The organism is Dokdonella fugitiva (genome assembly GCF_014138265.1).
GTDB classification, from domain to species: Bacteria; Pseudomonadota; Gammaproteobacteria; order Xanthomonadales; family Rhodanobacteraceae; genus Dokdonella_A; species Dokdonella_A fugitiva_A.
This window is the reverse complement of the sequence record NZ_JACGXL010000002.1, coordinates 52,439-69,096: the sequence shown is the minus strand read 5'-3', so window position 1 is coordinate 69,096 and position 16,658 is coordinate 52,439. Positions and strand designations below refer to the sequence as shown.

Here is a 16,658-nt window from a genome sequence, read left to right as displayed (position 1 = left end):
GCCCGCGCGGGCGTGCTACCTAGCAGCGTTGCCGCCGCACGGATACCTGCATGCCAACGACGCGACCCTCGGCGCCCGCCCCGCGGCAGACGCTCGACGCCATGGGCGTGACGCCGCTCGAAGAGCGCGCATACCGCCTGCTGCTGCGCCACGACGGCCTGCCGCCCGCGGAGATCGCACGCCGGCTCGATCTCACGCCGCGCCGCGCAGCGGCCGTGCTGCGCGCGCTCGGTGAGCGCGGCATGGTCTCGCACACGCCCGATCGCCCGCCGCGCTACTTCGCCGCGCCGCCCGACGTCGCCGTCGAGGCGCTGATCGCGGCGAGCCAGCGCGACGAGGAGCGGCGCCAGCAGCGCGCGCGCGCGGCGATCGCGACGCTCGGCGCGGCCGGCGTCGGCGCGGTCGTGCGCGACGAGCGCCTCGTCGAGATCCTCGGCCCGAGCGCGACCGCGCAACTGTTCGTGCACATGCATCGCACGGTGCGCGAGGAACTGCTCAGCCTCACGCGCCGGCCGATGCTCATCTCCAACATCGCCGAGCCCGACCACCTGCTGTTCGACGCGCTCTCGCGCGGCGTGCGCTGCCGCGCGCTGATCGACAGCGACCTGTTGTCGATGCCGGGCTGGACCGAGCACATGCGCGACAACGCCGCGCGCGGCGAGGAATGCCGCATCGCGGCGTCGCTGCCGTTCAAGCTCGTCATCGCCGATCGGCGCATGGCGATCATCCCGCTCGACCTCGAGCGTCCGGACGGGCCGGTGCTGCTGGTGCGGCCGTCGTCGCTGCTCGACGCGCTGTGCGAGATCTTCGACATGCTGTGGCGCGCGGCGACGCCGTACACGGTCGCGCACGACGAGGACGCCGGCACGCGCGACGCGCTGCTCTCGCTGCTCACGTCGGGCCTCAACGACAAGGCGATCCAGCTCGAACTGGGCATCTCGCACCGCACGCTCGCGCGGCGGATCAGCGGCCTCATGAAGGAGCTCGGTGCGGCGACGCGCTGCCAGCTCGGCTTCCTCGCCGCGCAGCGCTCCGCAGTGCGCTGACCCCGTCGCCTTTAGGCATATTTGTGCCAACGGCACAAACGTGCCGCAAATCGGCATTGCCGGGCCGCGTACGGCGCGCCTAGGCTGTGCCGGTTCCGCCGTCGCCGGCGGGCGCCTGCGCTGCAGGCATGCCGGCGGCGAGCCGGCCGCGACGGACGCGCGGCGAACGGACGCGCGATCTCGCGCGCGCGTCCGGCGGACGAGACGAGCGCGCCCCCGTCGGCGCGCGATGCCCACGGCCGCCGCGTAGGGAGCGCGGTGAGGCCGGATCCGCCGTGATGCCGTCGTTCGCGTCGTGCCGACGCGGATGCGCTCGCGCACGGCCCCTGCAATCCGGAACGAGCCATGAAGATGTCGACGGCTGCGCGTCGCGCGCAGAACCCCCGATTCCCGCACCCTCCGCGCGCCGCTGGAGGGTGCGATCACGCGGCGCGCCGCGGTGCCGCGCTGTCCGCGTTCGTCGCCGTGCTGTTCGGCGCGGCGTTCGCCGCATCATCCGCCTTCGGCGCGAGCGCCGACGTGCGCGGCGGCGTGCAGTTCCACGCCGACGAAGCGTCGTTCGAGGCCGCGGTCGGCGTGCCGCCGAACCTCACGACCGAGACGTTCGACGGCGGCAGCCCGGTCGGGCCGTTCCCGACGCTGTGCGGCGAACCGATGGGCAGCACGTCGAACGACGTCTGCTTCGCGCCGGGCCAGCTCGCGAGCGGCTTCGCGATCACCTCGACCTCGGGCAACGGCATCATCGAGTTCCCGCCCGCGTTCCTGGGTCCGAACCAGGCCACGCGCGCGGTCGGCGCGACGACGTTCGTCGACTCGACGATCGTCACGCTCGATCCGGCCGCCGACGCGGTCGCCGCGAACGTCTACGGCGGACTCAGCGGCGGTACCGCGATCGACGTCGAGGTGTTCGACACCGGCGGCGCCTCGCTCGGCATGACCACGGTCACGCCGGTCGGCACGCGCGACAACGCCGTGTTCTTCGGCGTCACCAGCGCGGCACCGATCGGCAAGGTCGTGTTCCGCGCGCAGAATGATGGTGGCGAGCTCATCGACGACCTGCGCTTCCGCGCCACCGGCGTGCTCGCGCCGCCGGGCCTCGCGCTCGCGTTCGTGCCCGCCGCGGTGCCGGCCGGCAGTCCGTCGACGCTCACGATCACCCTCGGCAACCAGTCGCAACCGGGCGTGGCGACGCTGACCGCCGACCTCGACGACGTGTTGCCGGCCGGCCTCGTCGTCGCCGGCCCCGCGAGCAGCACGTGCACCGGTGCGACACCGACCGCGAGCGGCACGCACGTGATCCTCCCCGCGGGTGCGCAGATCCCCGCCGCGGCTGCGTGCAGCGTCAGCGTCGCGGTGAGCGGCACGACGCCCGGCAACTACACGAACACGCTCGCGCCCGGCGCACTGCAGACCGATCTCGGCGCGAATGCGGGGGGGGTCGGCGCGACGCTGCTCGTGACGAGCGCGGCGGGCGGTGCATTCCCTCCGGCCGAGGACTTCGACGGCAGCGTGCCGCCGGCGCTGCCATCGGGTTGGATCTCGTCCGCCGCAGGCGCCGGTGCGGACTGGCGCACGGTCAGCGACGTCGCCGACTCCGCGCCGATCTCCGCGCACGCACCCGAGCGCGCGACAGTCGCCGACTTCACGCTCCAAACACCGGTGTTCACGCCGGTCGCGCGCCAGCACGTGGCGTTCCGCCATCGCTACAACCTCGAACGCCGCTTCGACGGCGCCGTGCTCGAGATCTCGATCGACGGTGCGCCGTACGTCGACATCGTCGACGCCGGCGGACGCTTCGTCACCGGCGGCTACGGCGCCACGCTCAACGACGGCAGCAACAATCCGATCGGCGGGCGCGCTGCATGGACCGGCGACAGCCACGGCTGGATGAGCACGGTCGCGACCTTGCCCGCCGCCGCCGCCGGGCACGCGACGCGCCTGCGTTTCCGCACCGCCGACGACGCCTCGTTCAGCGCCGACGGCGACAACGGCTGGTGGATCGACACGGTCGCGCTCGGCGTCGATGCGGTGCCGCCGAGCGCGTCGGTCGCACCCGCGTCGCTCGCGTTCCAGGTCGATGCCGGCGCGAGCGCGAACGGCTCGGTCGTGCTGTCGAATGCGGCCGGCAGCGCACCGCTCGCGTTCTCGATCGAAACGCGCAGCGCCGCGCACGCGACACTCGTGCCGTACGCACGTGCGAAGGCGGGCGCAGGCAAGGCGATCACGCCGCGCATGCCCGCGACGATCGGGTCACGCGCACTCGCGCGCGCGCCGATCGCGGCATCGCCGTGGACGCCCGCCGGCTCGTTCACGCTGCAGCTCGACGACGGCAGCGCGGAAACCGCGCTCGGCGCGGGCAGCGCGTCGGGCGAACAGGCGGCGGTGTACCTCAACCGCTACGTCGCGAGTGATGCGATGACGATCCATTCGATCGCCGTGTACTGGCCGTCCGGCGACGGCGACCTCGGCGGACTGCAGGCGAACCTCGTCGCGTACTTCGACGCGGACGCCGACGGCGATCCGCGCAACGCGGTGCGCCTCGGTGTCGACGCGCTCGTGCCGATCGCGATCACCGGCAACTTCGAAACCTACGCGGTCGACTTCGAGGTGCCCGCGGCCGGCGACGTCTACCTCGGCTTCGTCGACCAGTGGGCGCTGGCGGGCAACTTCATGCCGCGGCTGTTCCCGGCGGCGCTCGACGAATCGGGATCGCAGGGACGCTCGTACATCTCGTCGGCGTCGACGCCGCCGGTCGACCTGTCCAATCTCGGCAACAACGACATCACCGGTACGGTCGGCGAAGTCGAGCAGGGTTCGCTCGACGGCAACTTCATGATCCGCGCGGTCGCCACCGGCGGCGGCAGCGGCGCTATGTGCTCGGGTCCGGTGGTGCCGTGGTTGAGCGCGAGTGCCGCGGCGACGAGCATCGACGGCGGCGCGAGCACGACGATCCAGGTCATCGCCGACTCCGCCGTCGGCGCGCTCGGCGAAGGCGAATACCACGCGCAGATCTGCCTCGTCACGAACGATCCGCAGCAGGCCGTGCTCGCGATCCCGGTCGACCTCGTCGTCGGCCATCCACCCGCGGCCGCGTGCAGTGGCGGTGCGGACACGGTGTTCTGCGACGGCTTCGAGTCGAGCGCGAACCCGAACCTCGTCGGCGGCACGATCGGCGCCGCGGTCGCCGACAGCGCGGACGGCAGCGCGTTCGATTTCGCGACCGCCGACTACCACGGCTACGACGCGGGCATCACCGGCGACGACGTCAACCTGTACGACCTCGTCGGCGGCCCGGATGGCGACGGCATGTACGTGTACTGGTACGGCGATGTCGTGCCGCCCGCGTTCCAGACCGCGGTCGGTGGCGTCGTCGACGGCGACGGTGATTTCGCCGTGCTGCAGGCGGGCGACACGATCGGTCCGGGCTCGCCCGTGTCCGGCGCGTCACGCCGCCTCGGCAACTGGGTCGGCGGAACGGACGGCTATCTCGGCGTCGCGTTCTACGACGAAGCGAGCGGCCAGTTGAACTACGGCTACCTGCATCTGGTCACGACGGCGCCCGGCGGGTTCCCCGCGCAGGTGCTCGACTGGGCCTACGACCGCAGCGGCGCGGCGATCACGATTCCGTGACCGCCGCACCCACGCGACCGCGCGCGACGCACGCCGCGTGACAACGAAAAGGCCGGCGGGATGACCGCCGGCCTTCTTTCGTCGAGGCGACGCCTCGTGGTTCGACGCGGCGCTCGCCGCGTGTCGTCACTGCGCCGCGGGAATCATCCCGGGCTCGAGCTGGATCAGGTAATCGTCGACGTCGGTCTGGCTGCCCGTGCTCCAGTTCGAATTGAACGCGACGCGCGTGAAGTCGCGGTTGACCGCGCCCTGGTTCTCGGTCCAGTAGCCGTCGTCGCCACCGTGGTGGTAGCCGAGGCCGAAGACGCGACCGTCGGCCTTGAGTTCGACCGCGATTTCCTTGTTGGTGAACCACGGCCACGCGCCGCTGCGGTCCTGGTGCGTGTTGTAGGTCGAGATGAGCACCCAGCCAGGCTTCGCGTACGCCTTGCCGGAGATGTGCACCGACGTCGAGGAGCCGTTGACGTAGGTCGGGAACAGCACCGTGCGCGGGCATTCCGGCGTCGACGCGGGGTCGGCGTCGGCGGGCACGCTCGGGCAGGCGTCGATGTCGACGAAGAACACGTCGCCGTCGTTGCTCTGGAAATCGATCGACGTGTAGAGATCGTGCCCGTTCGTGCCGACCGCGATGTCCGAATGCTCGGACTTGTGCAGCAGCTTCTTCTTCTGGGTGAAGTCGGGCGACCATGCCCATGTGCCGAGCGTGTCGTCCGACGAGGTGAACCAGCGGCCGGACGGCGTCATGCTCGTGTGGTCGGGGCGCACGGTCGCGCTGCGCGTGCCGACGATCTGGTCGGTCTGCAGGTCGTAGACGACGTAACCGAGGATGCCGAAGCTGCTCGTTTCGGCCTGGAAGCCCCAGTAGCGGCCGTCGCGCGACGGCGAACCTTCGCTCTTCGTCCACAGGCGCGCGGCGCTCGACCACGGCAGGCGACCGGTGAAGTCGGCGACGACCTGCGAGGTGTTGGTCGTGATGTTGAGCTTGAAGATCTTCAGGCCGCCGTTGGTCGGCATGTAGTAGATGCTGTTCGGATCGGTCGGATGCCACTGCACTTCGGAGTCGCCCGCCGGGCCGTTGAGCTGCTTGTAGTACTGCAGCGTGTTCGCGTCGTAGGTATGCCAGTAGCCGCCCGAACCGTAGACGAGCACGCGGCTGTTGTCGGCGTTGAACGGCTCGCGGCGCGAGTAGTCGTTGCGCGCGAATTCCTGCGGCGGCTCGACGTCGTGCTGGGTCATGCGCACCATGCAGGTGTCGAAGCCCGCGTCGGCGAACGCCTGGCCCTTGGCCGGCTTGGCGAAGCTGCCCGACGGTGGATTGATCTTGCCTTCGAGCAGGGTGAAGCCGTTCGGGTAGAACGTGCTGCAGGCATTGGCAACCCCGCCGCCGGCCGGTGCCTCGAAGCCGCTGCCGAAGACTTCGTCGGCGACGGATTCGGCACGGGCATTGCCGGCCACGAACGCCGATGACGCGACGAGGGAGAGCGCAAGCAGCGAAACATTCCGGAACAGGGGGGCGGGCATGAATTAATCCAGGGGAGGAAGCGAGGCGAGAATTCTGCCGGCCGCTTCTGCCCCGGTTTGCGATGAAATTCGCAACCCGCGACAACGACTTGCCCGGGTTCGCTCAAAATTTGTGAGCAACGTTGTAAAACGGTGAAATCGGTTATCCGGCATTCACCCGGAAAATGCCGCCGATTAATCCGATTCGATTATCGGAAAATCGATTTCCCGGCTGTCGGGGAGCCTGCGATTCGTGAAGGCCGTCACGGTTCGCGCAGGCGCCGCGGGCGCGCGAGGCGGCTGCGCAGCTTCGCGACGAGGTCCACCGCTTCGGGCAGGCCGAGGCGCCAGGCGAGCGCGAACGCGGCAAGCCCGGCCGGCACCGCGGCGAACCCGCAGGCGAGCGCCCACAGGCGATGGCTTGCTTCGTAGAGGCCGGCGGGCACGAGCAGGCGCGCGAGCAGCACGCCGGCGGCGAGCACGCCGACCGGCAGCAGCACCGGCGTCGACAGCGCCCGCGGCGCGGATGCGTCCGCGCGCAGCAAGCGGCGCACGACGAGCGCGGCGATCAGTGCCGACTGCAACTGCGACAGCACCGCGGACAGCGCGACGCCGCGCAGGCCGAGGCGCTGCGCCCAGGCGAGGTTGAGGCCGACGCAGGTCGCGACGCCGGCGAGCCCGATGAAGACCTGTGTCCACGGCCGGATCATGCTGTGCAGCACCCGGTAGCTGAAGTACGCCTGCGAGCGGAACACCATGCCGATCGCGAGGATGCTCATCGCTTCCACGGTCAGCGCGGTCGAGCGGTCGTCGAAGCGGCCGTGTTCGAGCAGCACGACCACGATCGGCTTGGCGAGCCCGACCAGCAGCACCGCGCACGGCAGGGTCAGCAGCAGGATCAGGCGCTGGCCACTGCGCCAGGTCGCGGTGACCGCGGCGTAATCGCCGGCGGCGACGCCGCGGCCGAGCGCCGGGTAGTAGCTCGTGATGATCGCCTGCGCGAATACCTCGACCGGCAGCATCGCCATCATCGTGGCGTAGGTGAGCGCGGAGATCGAGCCGGCGTCGAGGCGCGAGACGAAGTACTGGTCGACGAGACCGGTCAGCATCGCACCGACCGATCCGACGAGCAGCGGCAGCAGGTGCGCGAGCGGGCGCAGGAAATCCGGATGGCCGAGCGCGAACGCGGGGCGCAGGCTGCTGCGGAACAGGTCGCGGTTGCCGAAGCACAGGATGCACATCTGCACGAAGAAGCCGAGCGTGATGCCGACGATCAGCGCGCGCACGCCGAGTCCGCGTGCGAGCAGCAGCGCGACGAGGATGATCGCGGTATTGTTGACGACGCCGTCGAGGCCGGGCAGGACGAAGCGCTCGCGTGCGTTGCTGAGCGCCGACAGCAGCGACGACAGCGTGAGCATGAGCATGCACGGCAGCATCATGCGGATCATCCCGATCGCCTGCTGCTGGTTGTCCGGCGCGAGGCCGGGTGCGAGGCGGTGCACGAGCGCGCCGGTCCACAGCTGGATCGCCGCGCAGGCGAGCAGCGACACGCCGATCGCGAGCGTGAACAGCGTGTTCGCGCCGCGCCAGGCGTCGGCGCCGGTGCGCCCTTCGAGGCTCTTCACGAATCGCGGCACGAAGGCGACGGTGATCACCGTCGTGAGCAGGTTCGGCAGCATCAGCGGCAGCGAGTAGGCGACCCAGAATGCGTCGAGCACGCCGCTGGTGCCGAACAGCGTCGCGATGATCAGCGTCTTGCCGATCGCGAGCAGCTTGCCCGCGAGGTTGAGGCCCGACAGCGCGAGCACCGCGCGACGCGGCCGCGTCGCGGTCACGGCCGGCGCGCCGAAAGGCCGCGCGCGCGCGCGGCGAGCGGGAAGCGTTCGAGCATGCGGTCGGCACCGCCGACGACGAGCGCGGTCGACGCCGGCGCCTGCCGGGTCTTCAGCAGCATGTAGCGTTCGAGCAGCCCGCACAGGATCCAGAACGTGCCCATCACGTTGCCTTCGAGGAACGGGCTGCCGTAGAGGTTGCCGAGCGCCATGCAGAACGCGGTCACGCTGAAGCCGAGCGCGAGCGCGCGCGCCTCGGGGTCGTCGGGCGGCATGCTCCGGCGCAACCACGCGCCGAGGCGGAACGTCGCGACGACGAGCAGCAGCAGCGCGGCGAGTTCCTGCGGCCCGCCTTCGGCGAGCGTGAGCACGTAGAAGTTGTGCGCGTCGAAGTGCTGGAACGCCGAGTAGTGGCCGATCTCGTCCTTGAAGCGATTCTGGCCGACGCCGGCCGGGTTCGCCTGCCACATCGCGAGCGCGCCTGCCCAGATCTCCCAGCGGCTCGCCGTGCTCTCGTCGACCTTCTCCTCGCCGTGCGGTCCCTTCTGCTGCGTCTCGGCGACGCGCTGGGTCACGCTCTCGGGCAGGAAGCCGACCAGCGAGGCGAGCGCCGCGCCGAGCACGAGCGCGAGCAGCACGCTGCGCCGGAGCAGCAGAACGACGAGGCCGATCACCGCGATGAAGTAGGCCTGGCGCGAGTAGGTGAACAGCAGCGCCATCGTCAGCAGCACGACGCCGGCGAGCGCGGCGATGCGCCAGCGCTTGTCCTGGAGGAACAGCGCCAGGCCGATGAACATCGGCAGGAACATCGCGTAGTAGACGCCGGCGCGGTTCGCGTCGCGGAAGTTGCTGCCGAACGGGCCGGCCGCGCGATGCGTCTCGACGTAGGTGCCGATGCCGTAGTCGAAACCCTGGCGGATCGCCTGCACCGCGGCGAGCCCGGCCACCACCATCACCGCGATCACCAGCAGGCGCGTGTTCTTCAGGTCCTGCTTGCAGTGCAGGTACATGAAGTACAGCAGCGGCGAGAACAGCGCGTTCTTGAGGTAGGTGAGATCGACCATGAACAGGCCCGGCGCGCGCATCTGCGCGATCGCGAACGCGAGCACGAGCATCGCCATGAAGAACAGCAGCGGCCCGCGCATGAGCGCCTTCGCGTGCACCTCGTCGGACTTGCCGGAGAAGCGCAGGGCCAGCAGCACGAGCAGGAACAGCGCGTTCGGCAGGTTGAGGCCGGGCACGCCGGACTCGAAGTTGTAGTGGCCCTGGTAGACCGTGTAGAGGATCTGGAACAGGAGCAGGAAGCGCAACATCGGTCAGGTCGCGTCGAGGAAGCGGCGCGCCCACAGCTCGAGCGAGAGGATCAGCCAGAGCGACTCGCCGCGGTCGGCGCGACCGGCGAGATGGTCGTCGAGGCAGGCGCGCGCGGCGGCGGCGTCGATGAGGCCGCGTTCGCGGAACGCGCGGCTGGCGAGCACGTCCTCGGCGAGCGGCCGCAACGGCCCGCGGAACCACTGGCCGAGCGGGATCGCGAAGCCTTGCTTCGGCTTGGCGAGCACGTCGGCGGGCAGCCAGCGCTCGGCGACGCGGCGCAGGATGTGCTTGCCGCGGCCGTGCCGCACGCGCAGCGCGTCGGGCAGGCTCACCGCGAACTCGACCACGTTCGGATCGAGGAACGGCACGCGGCCCTCGAGCGAGTTCGCCATCGCCATGCGGTCGACCTTGACCAGGATGTCGTCGGGCAGGTAGCTGCCGAAGTCGAGTTCGACGATGCGGTCGAGCATCGAATGGCGCGCGCTGCCGTCGCGCGCGAGCGCGTGCAGCGGGTCGGCGTAGCCGTCCTGCAAAGCCGCGCCGAGCAGGGCCTGCACGGTCTCCGGCCGGCTCATCGCGACGCTGCCGAGGTAGCTCTCGGGAAACGGCATGCGCATGCGCTCGGCGACGCCGCGCAGGCGGTAGCCGAACGAGCCGCCGACGAGGCCGGCACCCGCGCGCGCGGCGATCGCGACCGGCGCCTTCAGCGGGCCGAGCCGCTGCAGCGCGAGGAAACGCAGGTAGCGCGTGTAGCCGGCGAACGTCTCGTCGCCGGCGTCGCCGGTGAGCACCATCGTCACCTGCGTGCGCGCGAGCTGCGAGACGAGGAAGGTCGGCACCGCCGAGGAATCGGCGAACGGCTCGTCGAGGTACCAGACGAGCTGCTCGAGCAGGCTGACCGCGTCGGGTTCGACGACGAGTTCGTGGTGGTCGGTGCCGAGGTGCTCGGCGACGCGGCGCGCGTCCGACAATTCGTTGTAGGCCGCTTCCTTGAATCCGATCGAGTAGGTGCGCACGCGCTGCGACGAATGGCGCGTCATCAGCGCGACGACCGTGCTCGAATCGAGGCCGCCGCTGAGGAACGCGCCGAACGGCACGTCGGCGACCATGCGGCTGTGCACCGCGCGATCGAGCAGCTCGGCGAGGCGCTGTTCGGCGTCGGCCGGCGCGATCGCCTGGCGGCGGCTGAAGTCGAGCGCGTAGTAGCGTTCGATCGCGATGCGCCCGTCGCTGCAGCGCAGGTAGCAGCCGGGCGGCAGCTTGCGCACGCTCGCGAAGATGCTCGCCGGCGTCGGCACGTAACCGTAGCGCACGTACGAGCGCAGCGCGGCGGGGTCGAGCTCGCGGCGGAAGCCGGGCACTTCGATCAGCGACTTGAGTTCGCTCGCGAACAGCAGGCGCGCGTCGTCGTGCGCGTAGAACAGCGGCTTCTCGCCGAAGCGGTCGCGCGCGAGCACGAGCGTCTGCGTGCGGCGGTCCCACACCGCGAGCGCGAACATGCCGTCGAGCCGCGCGAAGCAGCGCTCGCCCCATTCGGCGAACGCCTGCGCGACGACTTCGCTGTCGGAGGCGGAATGGAACTCGCGGCCGAGGGCCTGCAGTTCGGCGCGCAGTTCGCGGTAGTTGTAGATCTCGCCGTTGAACACGAGCTGGATGCGACCGCCGTCGGCGGACATCGGCTGGTGCCCGCCGACGATGTCGATGATCGCGAGCCGGCGCATGCCGAGCAGCGCGCGCGCGTCGCGGTAGTAGCCCTCGTCGTCGGGGCCGCGATGGCGGATCGCGTCGTTCATCGCCTGGCCGACGGCGGCGTCGGGTGGCTGCTGCCCGGGTGCGACGACGATGCCGATGATGCCGCACATGCTTCAGCCCCCCGTGAGCGGAATGGCCGGCGCGTCGACGCGCGCCGGATCGTCGCCACGGTACAACGCGAGCAGCCGGTCGACCACGACGTCGAGGTCGGCACGACCGGCGACGTCGGCGCGCGCATTGCAGCCGAGCCGGTGCAGGCCCGCGCGGCCGTGGGCGACCGCGTCGGCGAGACAGCGCGCGAGCGCGTCGCGGTCGCCCGGTTCGAACAGCCAGCCGTTGCGGCCGTCGACGACGAAATCCTCGCTGCCGCTGACGCGGCTCGCGACGACCGGCAGGCACGAGGCCATGAACTCGAGCAGCGTGTTGGACAGCCCTTCGATGGTCGAGGTCAGCACGCCGAAATCGGCTTCGCGCAGCAGATGTTCGACGTCGGATCGGTGGCCGAGGAACTCGACCTGCGCGGCGATGCCGAGGCGTTCGGCCTGCGCGCGCAGCGATGCTTCGAGCGGTCCGGCGCCGACCAGGCGCAGGCGCGCGCGACCGTCCTGCGGGAAGGCCGCGGCCCACGCGTCGAGCAGCACGCCGAGCCCCTTCTCGGGCACGAGCCGGCCGACGAACACGGCGGTGGGCACGCCCTCCGCGGGCGGCGCCGCGCGCACGCCGAAGCGGCGCATGTCGATCGCGTTCGGCAGCGCGACGATGCGCTCGCGCGCGAAGCCGTGCCGCAGCAGTTCGGCCTCGATGCGGTGGCTGATCGCCTGCAGCGCGTGCGCGCCGCGCAGCCAGCGCTGGCCGACGCGCGCGACGAAACCGCCGTCGTCGCGCAGCAGGCCCTTCTTGAGTTCCCACCAGCCCGAGACCTTCACCACCACGGTGCGGCCGACGCGGCGGCCCATCATCGTCGTGAGGGCGCCGAGGTGATGCGCGATGTGCACGTGCCAGGCGTCGTAGCGCCGGCCGTGCCGCGCGAGGAACGCGAGCAGGCGCAGCCACAGCACGAGCGAGCCGAACAGGCGGATGCGCGGATAGGCGATGCGCAGCACCGGGATGCCTTCGTGGCGGCCGATGCGCGCCGGCGTGAGCTCAGGATCGCGCAGCGGCGTGAGCACGGTGACGCGATGGCCGCGTTCGCGCAGGCGCAGCGCGAGCGTGCGCACCTGCGACTCGGCGCCGCCACCGCCGATCACCGGGAAGTTGCTCTCCAGCACCATGAGCACGCGCAACGGACGTGGACCACGCGAGACACGCCCCTGTCCCGCGTGCGTGTCCGCGGTGCGCGAGCTCGTCTCAGGCTGCATCGAAGTGTCTCCGCAGCCACAGCTCGAGCACGACGAGCTGCCAGATTCCGCGCGAATGGTCCCAGCTGCCGCGCGCGTGCTCGGCGAGCAGGCGCTCGACGAACGCGCGCTCGAACATGCCGCGCGCGAGCGAACGCGGATCGAACAGCACGTCGCGCACGAAGCCCTGGAACACCGGGTCGTTGCGCAACCACACCGCGACCGGCAGGCCGAAGCCCTGCTTCTTCTTGCGCAGCACGTCGTCGGGCAGGATGCCGACCATCGCTTGCTTGAACAGGTAGCGCTTGGTCGTGCCCCGCACCTTGTACGACGGCGGCAGCCGCCCGGTCCAGGCGACGAGGCGCGGGTCGAGGTACGGATAGCGTGCGCTGATGCCGTGCGCGCGGCAGGCGCCGTGCACCTTGTAGAGGTCGTTCTGCGCGATCGCCATCGCGAGGTCGAGGCGCATGATCCGGTGCAGCGGGCCGGCCGAGCCGCCGAGCGCGTACACCTCGCGCATGAAATCGAGCGACGCGTCGCGCGGCACGCGCGCGCGGAACGCGGGCGTGAGCAGGTCGTCGTAGTCGTCCGAACCGAACGAGTCGTCGGTGTAGAAGCGGTCCGGATTCGGCAGCGACGCGCGCCGCGTGAAGTTGTCGACGCGGTTGAGGAAGTGAGACGAGGAGCGGCCGGCGATGCGGCCGACGCCGCGTGCGAGCGCCTTGAGCGGCGCGGGCAGGCGATGGAACGTCTCCATCACCTGGTCCTTCGCGTAGCGCTCGTTGCCGCCGTAGATCTCGTCGCCGCCGTCGCCGGCGAGCAGCGTGTCGACCGATTGCGTCGCCGCGAGCGCGGCGCAGGCGAGCGTCGGCACCGCCGACGCGTCGCCGAACGGCTGGTCCCAGGCGTCGACGACGCGTTCGAGCAGCGCGACCGCTTCGCCACGGCTCACGCGCGCGGTGTACGGTTCGGCGCCGACCGTGCGCGCGACGAGTTCGGCGTAGCCGAGTTCGTCGTAACCTTCTTCGGCGAAGCCGATCGAGAAGCTGCGCACCTTGGCGCCGGGCCGCTCGCTCGCGAGGATCGACACGATGCTCGAGCTGTCGGTACCGCCGGAGAGGAAGCAGCCCCAGCTGCGCGCGTCGGACGGGCGATGGTCGTGCACGCTCGCGACGATCTGCTCGCGCAGCGCGCGCGCCAGCTGGTCGTCGCTGCCGCGCAGGTCTTCCGCGTACGCCGGCAGCCAGTAGCGCGTGCTGCGACCGTGCGCACCGTCCCACGCATAGCGCGTGCCCGGCGTGAGGTGCTGCACGCCGGCGCAGATCGTCAGCGGCGCCGGCACGTAGGCGAAGTTGAGGTAGTGATAGATCGCGAGCGGATCGACCTCGCGCGTGCACAGCGGGCTCGCGAGGATCAGGCGCAGGTCGCTCGCGAACAGCACGGTACCGTCGCGCTCGAGCACGTACAGCGGCAGGGTCGAGAAATGGTCGGTGAGCGCGACCATGCGGCGCCCGTCCGCGCTCCAGGCGAGCTGTGCGAAGCGGCCACGCCAGCGTGCGTGCGGCGGTTCGCCGTCGAGTGCGGCGACGCCGTCGTCGCAGCGGCCCTCGACGAGGTCGGCAAGCGCGAGCCAGCGCACGCCGGCCGCTTCGCCGCGGCGCACCGCGCCGCGCGTGGCGATGTGCACGTCGCCTTCGACGGACGAGGCGTAGCCCGCCGGTACGACGAGCGCGCGTGCGGCGGCGGGGCCGAGGGCGCAGGCGAAATCGCCGATCACGCTCGCGGGGTCGGTCACGACAGGCATGCACGGATTCCTGGTGGCGCCGACGCGTCGTCGCGCGGCATCGGCGAGGAGCAGCAGGTCGGTTGCGTCGGCATCGCGTCAGTCCCCACCGGTGCGGCGCGACGGCCCGAGCACGCGCGCGTACACGGCTTCGGTGCGTCGGACCATCTCGTCGACGGCATAGCCGTGGGCGGCATCGTCGTACGCGGCGCCGGCGAGGCGCGCGCGCAGCGCATCGTCGCCGGCGACGCGTTCGAGCGCGGCGGCGAGCGCGGCGCCGTCGTCGCTCGGGAACAGCAGGCCGTTGCGTTCGTGCTCGACCAGTTCGGGATTGCCGCCGACCGCGGAGACGAGCGGCGTGCAACCGGCGGCCATCGCCTCGAGCACGACGTTCGACAGGCCTTCCTCGCGCGAGCACAGCACGAGGAAGTCGGCGCACTGCATCAGCGCCTGCGCGTCGCTGCGCTCGCCGAGGAAGCGCACGTCGGCATCGAGGCCGAGCCGCGTCGCCTGCGCGCGCAGCTCGGCGTCGAGCGGGCCGTCGCCGGCGAGCAGGAGGAACGGACGGCGTGCCGCCGCGACCAGCGCGAGCGCGTCGAGCAGCAGCGGGATGTTCTTGACCGCTACGAAGCGGCCGACGAACAGGCCGCAGCAGCGGCCCGGCGGGACGCCGAGCGCATCGCGCTCGCGCGCGCGCCGGTCCGGCGCGATCGACGCGGGCATCTCGACGCCGTTCGGCACGAGGCTGATGCGGCCGAGCGGCAGGCCGGTGCGCTCGGCGGTCGCGCGCGCTCCGGCGCGTGCGTTGGCGATGACCGCGTCCGCGCGGCGCACGATCCAGCGCTTGAACCGCCACTGTCGCCGCGTGTGGTGCAGGCACAGGCCGCGCACCGACGCGATGAACGCGCATCGCGGCGACACCGGCAGCAGCGCGCGCACCCACAGCTCGGCGGTCAGCGAATAGCAATGCACGATGTCGTAGCGGCCGCGGCGCAGCAGTGCGGCGAGGCGCAGTACGAAACGCGGGTCGATGCGGCCGCGCTTGGGCAGTTCGTGCACACGGATGCCGGATTCGGCGAGCCGGTCCGCGAGGAACGAACGGTTGCGGAAGTACAGCAGCTCCGCCTGCCAGCGCGCGCGGTCGAGCCCGGCGAGCAGGTGCGCGATCTGGCGCTGGCTGCCGCCGACTTCCATCTCGTCGCTGACGACGAGCACGCGACGGGGCTCAGCCATGGACGACCTTCGTGAAGCAGTCGAACAGGCGGCCCGCTTCGATGCGCACGTCGAACTCGCGTTCGACCTTGGCGCGACCGGCGGCCGCATAGGCGTCGCCGAGCGCGGGATCGGCGAGCAGCGCGGCGATCGCGTCGGCGAGCGCGGCGGCGTCGCGTTGTTCGACGATGCGGCCGCTGACGCCGTCGTCGACGAGTTCCGGGATGCCCGACACGCGCGTGCTGACGACCGGCAGGCCGGCCGCCATCGCTTCGGTGAGCACGTTCGGGATGCCGTCGGCGTTGCCTTCGGGCGTGACCACGCACGGCATCACCATCAGCGTCGACTCGGCCATCGCCTTGCGCACGTCGGTCTGCGGCTTGGCGCCGACGAACGCGACGCGGTCCTGCAGTCCGAGTTCGTCGCGTTGCGCTTCGAGGCGCGCGCGTTCCTCGCCTTCGCCGATGACCACGCTGTCGAACGCGACGCCGCGGTCGCGCAGCAGCGCGAGCGCGGGCAGCAGCACGTCGAAGCCCTTGATCGGATCCAGCCGGCCGACCGACAGCAGCCGGTGCGGCAGGCGGCCCTCGCGCGAATAACGCGTCTCGCCGAGCTCCAGCGCCGAATGCATCACCTGGATCGGCACCGAGCCGGGCGGGGAGATCCAGCGTTGCATGTGGCGCACGTTGTTGCGCGTGATCGTCACCGCGAGGTCGGTCGCGGCGAGCTTCGCCGCCATCATGTGGTCCTCGACGAAGATGTCGTGCGCGCGGCTCGTGAACGAGAACGGCTTGCCGAGCACGCGCGACAGGAACCACGCGACGGTCGCGGGGTAGGTCGCCCACGGCGCATGCACGAGGTCGGCGTCGAACGCGTCGAGCCGGCGCAGCTGGCCGGCGGCGCGGCAGACCGCGCCGAGGCTGTTGAACAGCACCCCCGGCTGGCGCCAGAGGCCGGCGACGAGGCGCGCGACGAAGCCGAGCGTGACCCACGGGCGGCGCAGCGCGAGCCCGGCGAACGCGAGCACCGACGCGAGCGCGCCCTTCGGGTGGATCGTGCGGTCGAGCAGCAGCGCGGCGCGGTCCTGCACGATCTTCTCGCTCGCCGGCTTGAGCGAGAGGATCGCGAGCTCGGCACCGCGTTCGATCAGCGCGTGCATCTCGCGCACGATGAACGTCTCCGACCAACACGGGAACAGGGAGACGACGTAGAGGACGCGCAGCGGCCGATCCGGCGTGGCGTTCGTGGCCAT

The 16,658-nt window shown here is 71.3% G+C and carries 10 protein-coding genes; 2 read left to right on the top strand and 8 right to left on the bottom strand.

Annotated features, from left to right (window positions below):
* Positions 1 to 50 precede the first annotated feature (50 nt).
* Both FHW12_RS06560 and FHW12_RS06555 read left to right on the top strand, forming a co-directional pair.
* The gene (locus tag FHW12_RS06560) at positions 51 to 1,046 is read left to right on the top strand and encodes a helix-turn-helix domain-containing protein (protein WP_182530219.1); all 996 of its coding nucleotides are present in this window, start codon (positions 51 to 53) and stop codon (positions 1,044 to 1,046) included.
* Positions 1,047 to 1,391: 345 nt separating this feature from the next.
* On the top strand, positions 1,392 to 4,676 hold the full coding sequence (locus FHW12_RS06555; RefSeq protein ID WP_182530218.1) for a hypothetical protein: 3,285 nt from the start codon (positions 1,392 to 1,394) through the stop codon (positions 4,674 to 4,676).
* Between the two features lie 126 nt (positions 4,677 to 4,802).
* Here FHW12_RS06555 and FHW12_RS06550 read toward each other — a convergent pair whose 3' ends face one another.
* The 8 genes from FHW12_RS06550 to FHW12_RS06515 all read right to left on the bottom strand — a co-directional run bounded on the left by FHW12_RS06550 (position 4,803) and on the right by FHW12_RS06515 (position 16,658).
* Positions 4,803 to 6,197, bottom strand: a complete 1,395-nt coding sequence (locus FHW12_RS06550) for a hypothetical protein (RefSeq protein ID WP_182530217.1) — start codon at positions 6,195 to 6,197, stop codon at positions 4,803 to 4,805.
* Positions 6,198 to 6,439: 242 nt separating this feature from the next.
* Positions 6,440 to 8,011 (bottom strand): murein biosynthesis integral membrane protein MurJ, encoded by a 1,572-nt coding sequence (gene murJ, locus FHW12_RS06545; RefSeq protein WP_182530216.1) that lies wholly within the window; start codon positions 8,009 to 8,011, stop codon positions 6,440 to 6,442.
* A complete protein-coding gene (locus FHW12_RS06540; protein WP_182530215.1) occupies positions 8,008 to 9,321 on the bottom strand; it encodes an O-antigen ligase family protein in 1,314 nt (437 codons plus the stop codon). Before FHW12_RS06540 ends, murJ begins: the two co-directional genes overlap by 4 nt.
* A 3-nt stretch (positions 9,322 to 9,324) precedes the next feature.
* Complete coding sequence (asnB, locus tag FHW12_RS06535) at positions 9,325 to 11,184, bottom strand: asparagine synthase (glutamine-hydrolyzing) (protein ID WP_182530214.1); 1,860 nt, start codon at positions 11,182 to 11,184, stop codon at positions 9,325 to 9,327.
* Positions 11,185 to 11,187: 3 nt separating this feature from the next.
* On the bottom strand, positions 11,188 to 12,432 hold the full coding sequence (locus tag FHW12_RS06530; RefSeq protein ID WP_182530213.1) for a glycosyltransferase family 4 protein: 1,245 nt from the start codon (positions 12,430 to 12,432) through the stop codon (positions 11,188 to 11,190).
* A complete protein-coding gene (locus FHW12_RS06525; protein ID WP_182530212.1) occupies positions 12,422 to 14,215 on the bottom strand; it encodes an asparagine synthetase B family protein in 1,794 nt (597 codons plus the stop codon). Before FHW12_RS06525 ends, FHW12_RS06530 begins: the two co-directional genes overlap by 11 nt.
* A 78-nt stretch (positions 14,216 to 14,293) precedes the next feature.
* Positions 14,294 to 15,427, bottom strand: coding sequence for a glycosyltransferase (locus FHW12_RS06520; protein ID WP_182530211.1), 1,134 nt, complete (start codon positions 15,425 to 15,427; stop codon positions 14,294 to 14,296).
* Positions 15,420 to 16,658, bottom strand: coding sequence for a glycosyltransferase (locus FHW12_RS06515; RefSeq protein WP_182530210.1), 1,239 nt, complete (start codon positions 16,656 to 16,658; stop codon positions 15,420 to 15,422). The genes FHW12_RS06520 and FHW12_RS06515 overlap by 8 nt, the downstream gene beginning before the upstream one ends.

Coding starts and splice junctions, on each gene's coding strand:
- FHW12_RS06530 (WP_182530213.1), bottom strand. CDS start 12,432: ATGCAGCCTGAGACGAGCTCGCGCACCGCGGACACGCACGCGGGACAG.
- FHW12_RS06515 (WP_182530210.1), bottom strand. CDS start 16,658: ATGGCCACGAACGCCACGCCGGATCGGCCGCTGCGCGTCCTCTACGTC.
- asnB (WP_182530214.1), bottom strand. CDS start 11,184: ATGTGCGGCATCATCGGCATCGTCGTCGCACCCGGGCAGCAGCCACCC.
- FHW12_RS06550 (WP_182530217.1), bottom strand. CDS start 6,197: ATGCCCGCCCCCCTGTTCCGGAATGTTTCGCTGCTTGCGCTCTCCCTC.
- FHW12_RS06525 (WP_182530212.1), bottom strand. CDS start 14,215: ATGCCTGTCGTGACCGACCCCGCGAGCGTGATCGGCGATTTCGCCTGC.
- FHW12_RS06540 (WP_182530215.1), bottom strand. CDS start 9,321: ATGTTGCGCTTCCTGCTCCTGTTCCAGATCCTCTACACGGTCTACCAG.
- FHW12_RS06555 (WP_182530218.1), top strand. CDS start 1,392: ATGAAGATGTCGACGGCTGCGCGTCGCGCGCAGAACCCCCGATTCCCG.
- FHW12_RS06520 (WP_182530211.1), bottom strand. CDS start 15,427: ATGGCTGAGCCCCGTCGCGTGCTCGTCGTCAGCGACGAGATGGAAGTC.
- FHW12_RS06560 (WP_182530219.1), top strand. CDS start 51: ATGCCAACGACGCGACCCTCGGCGCCCGCCCCGCGGCAGACGCTCGAC.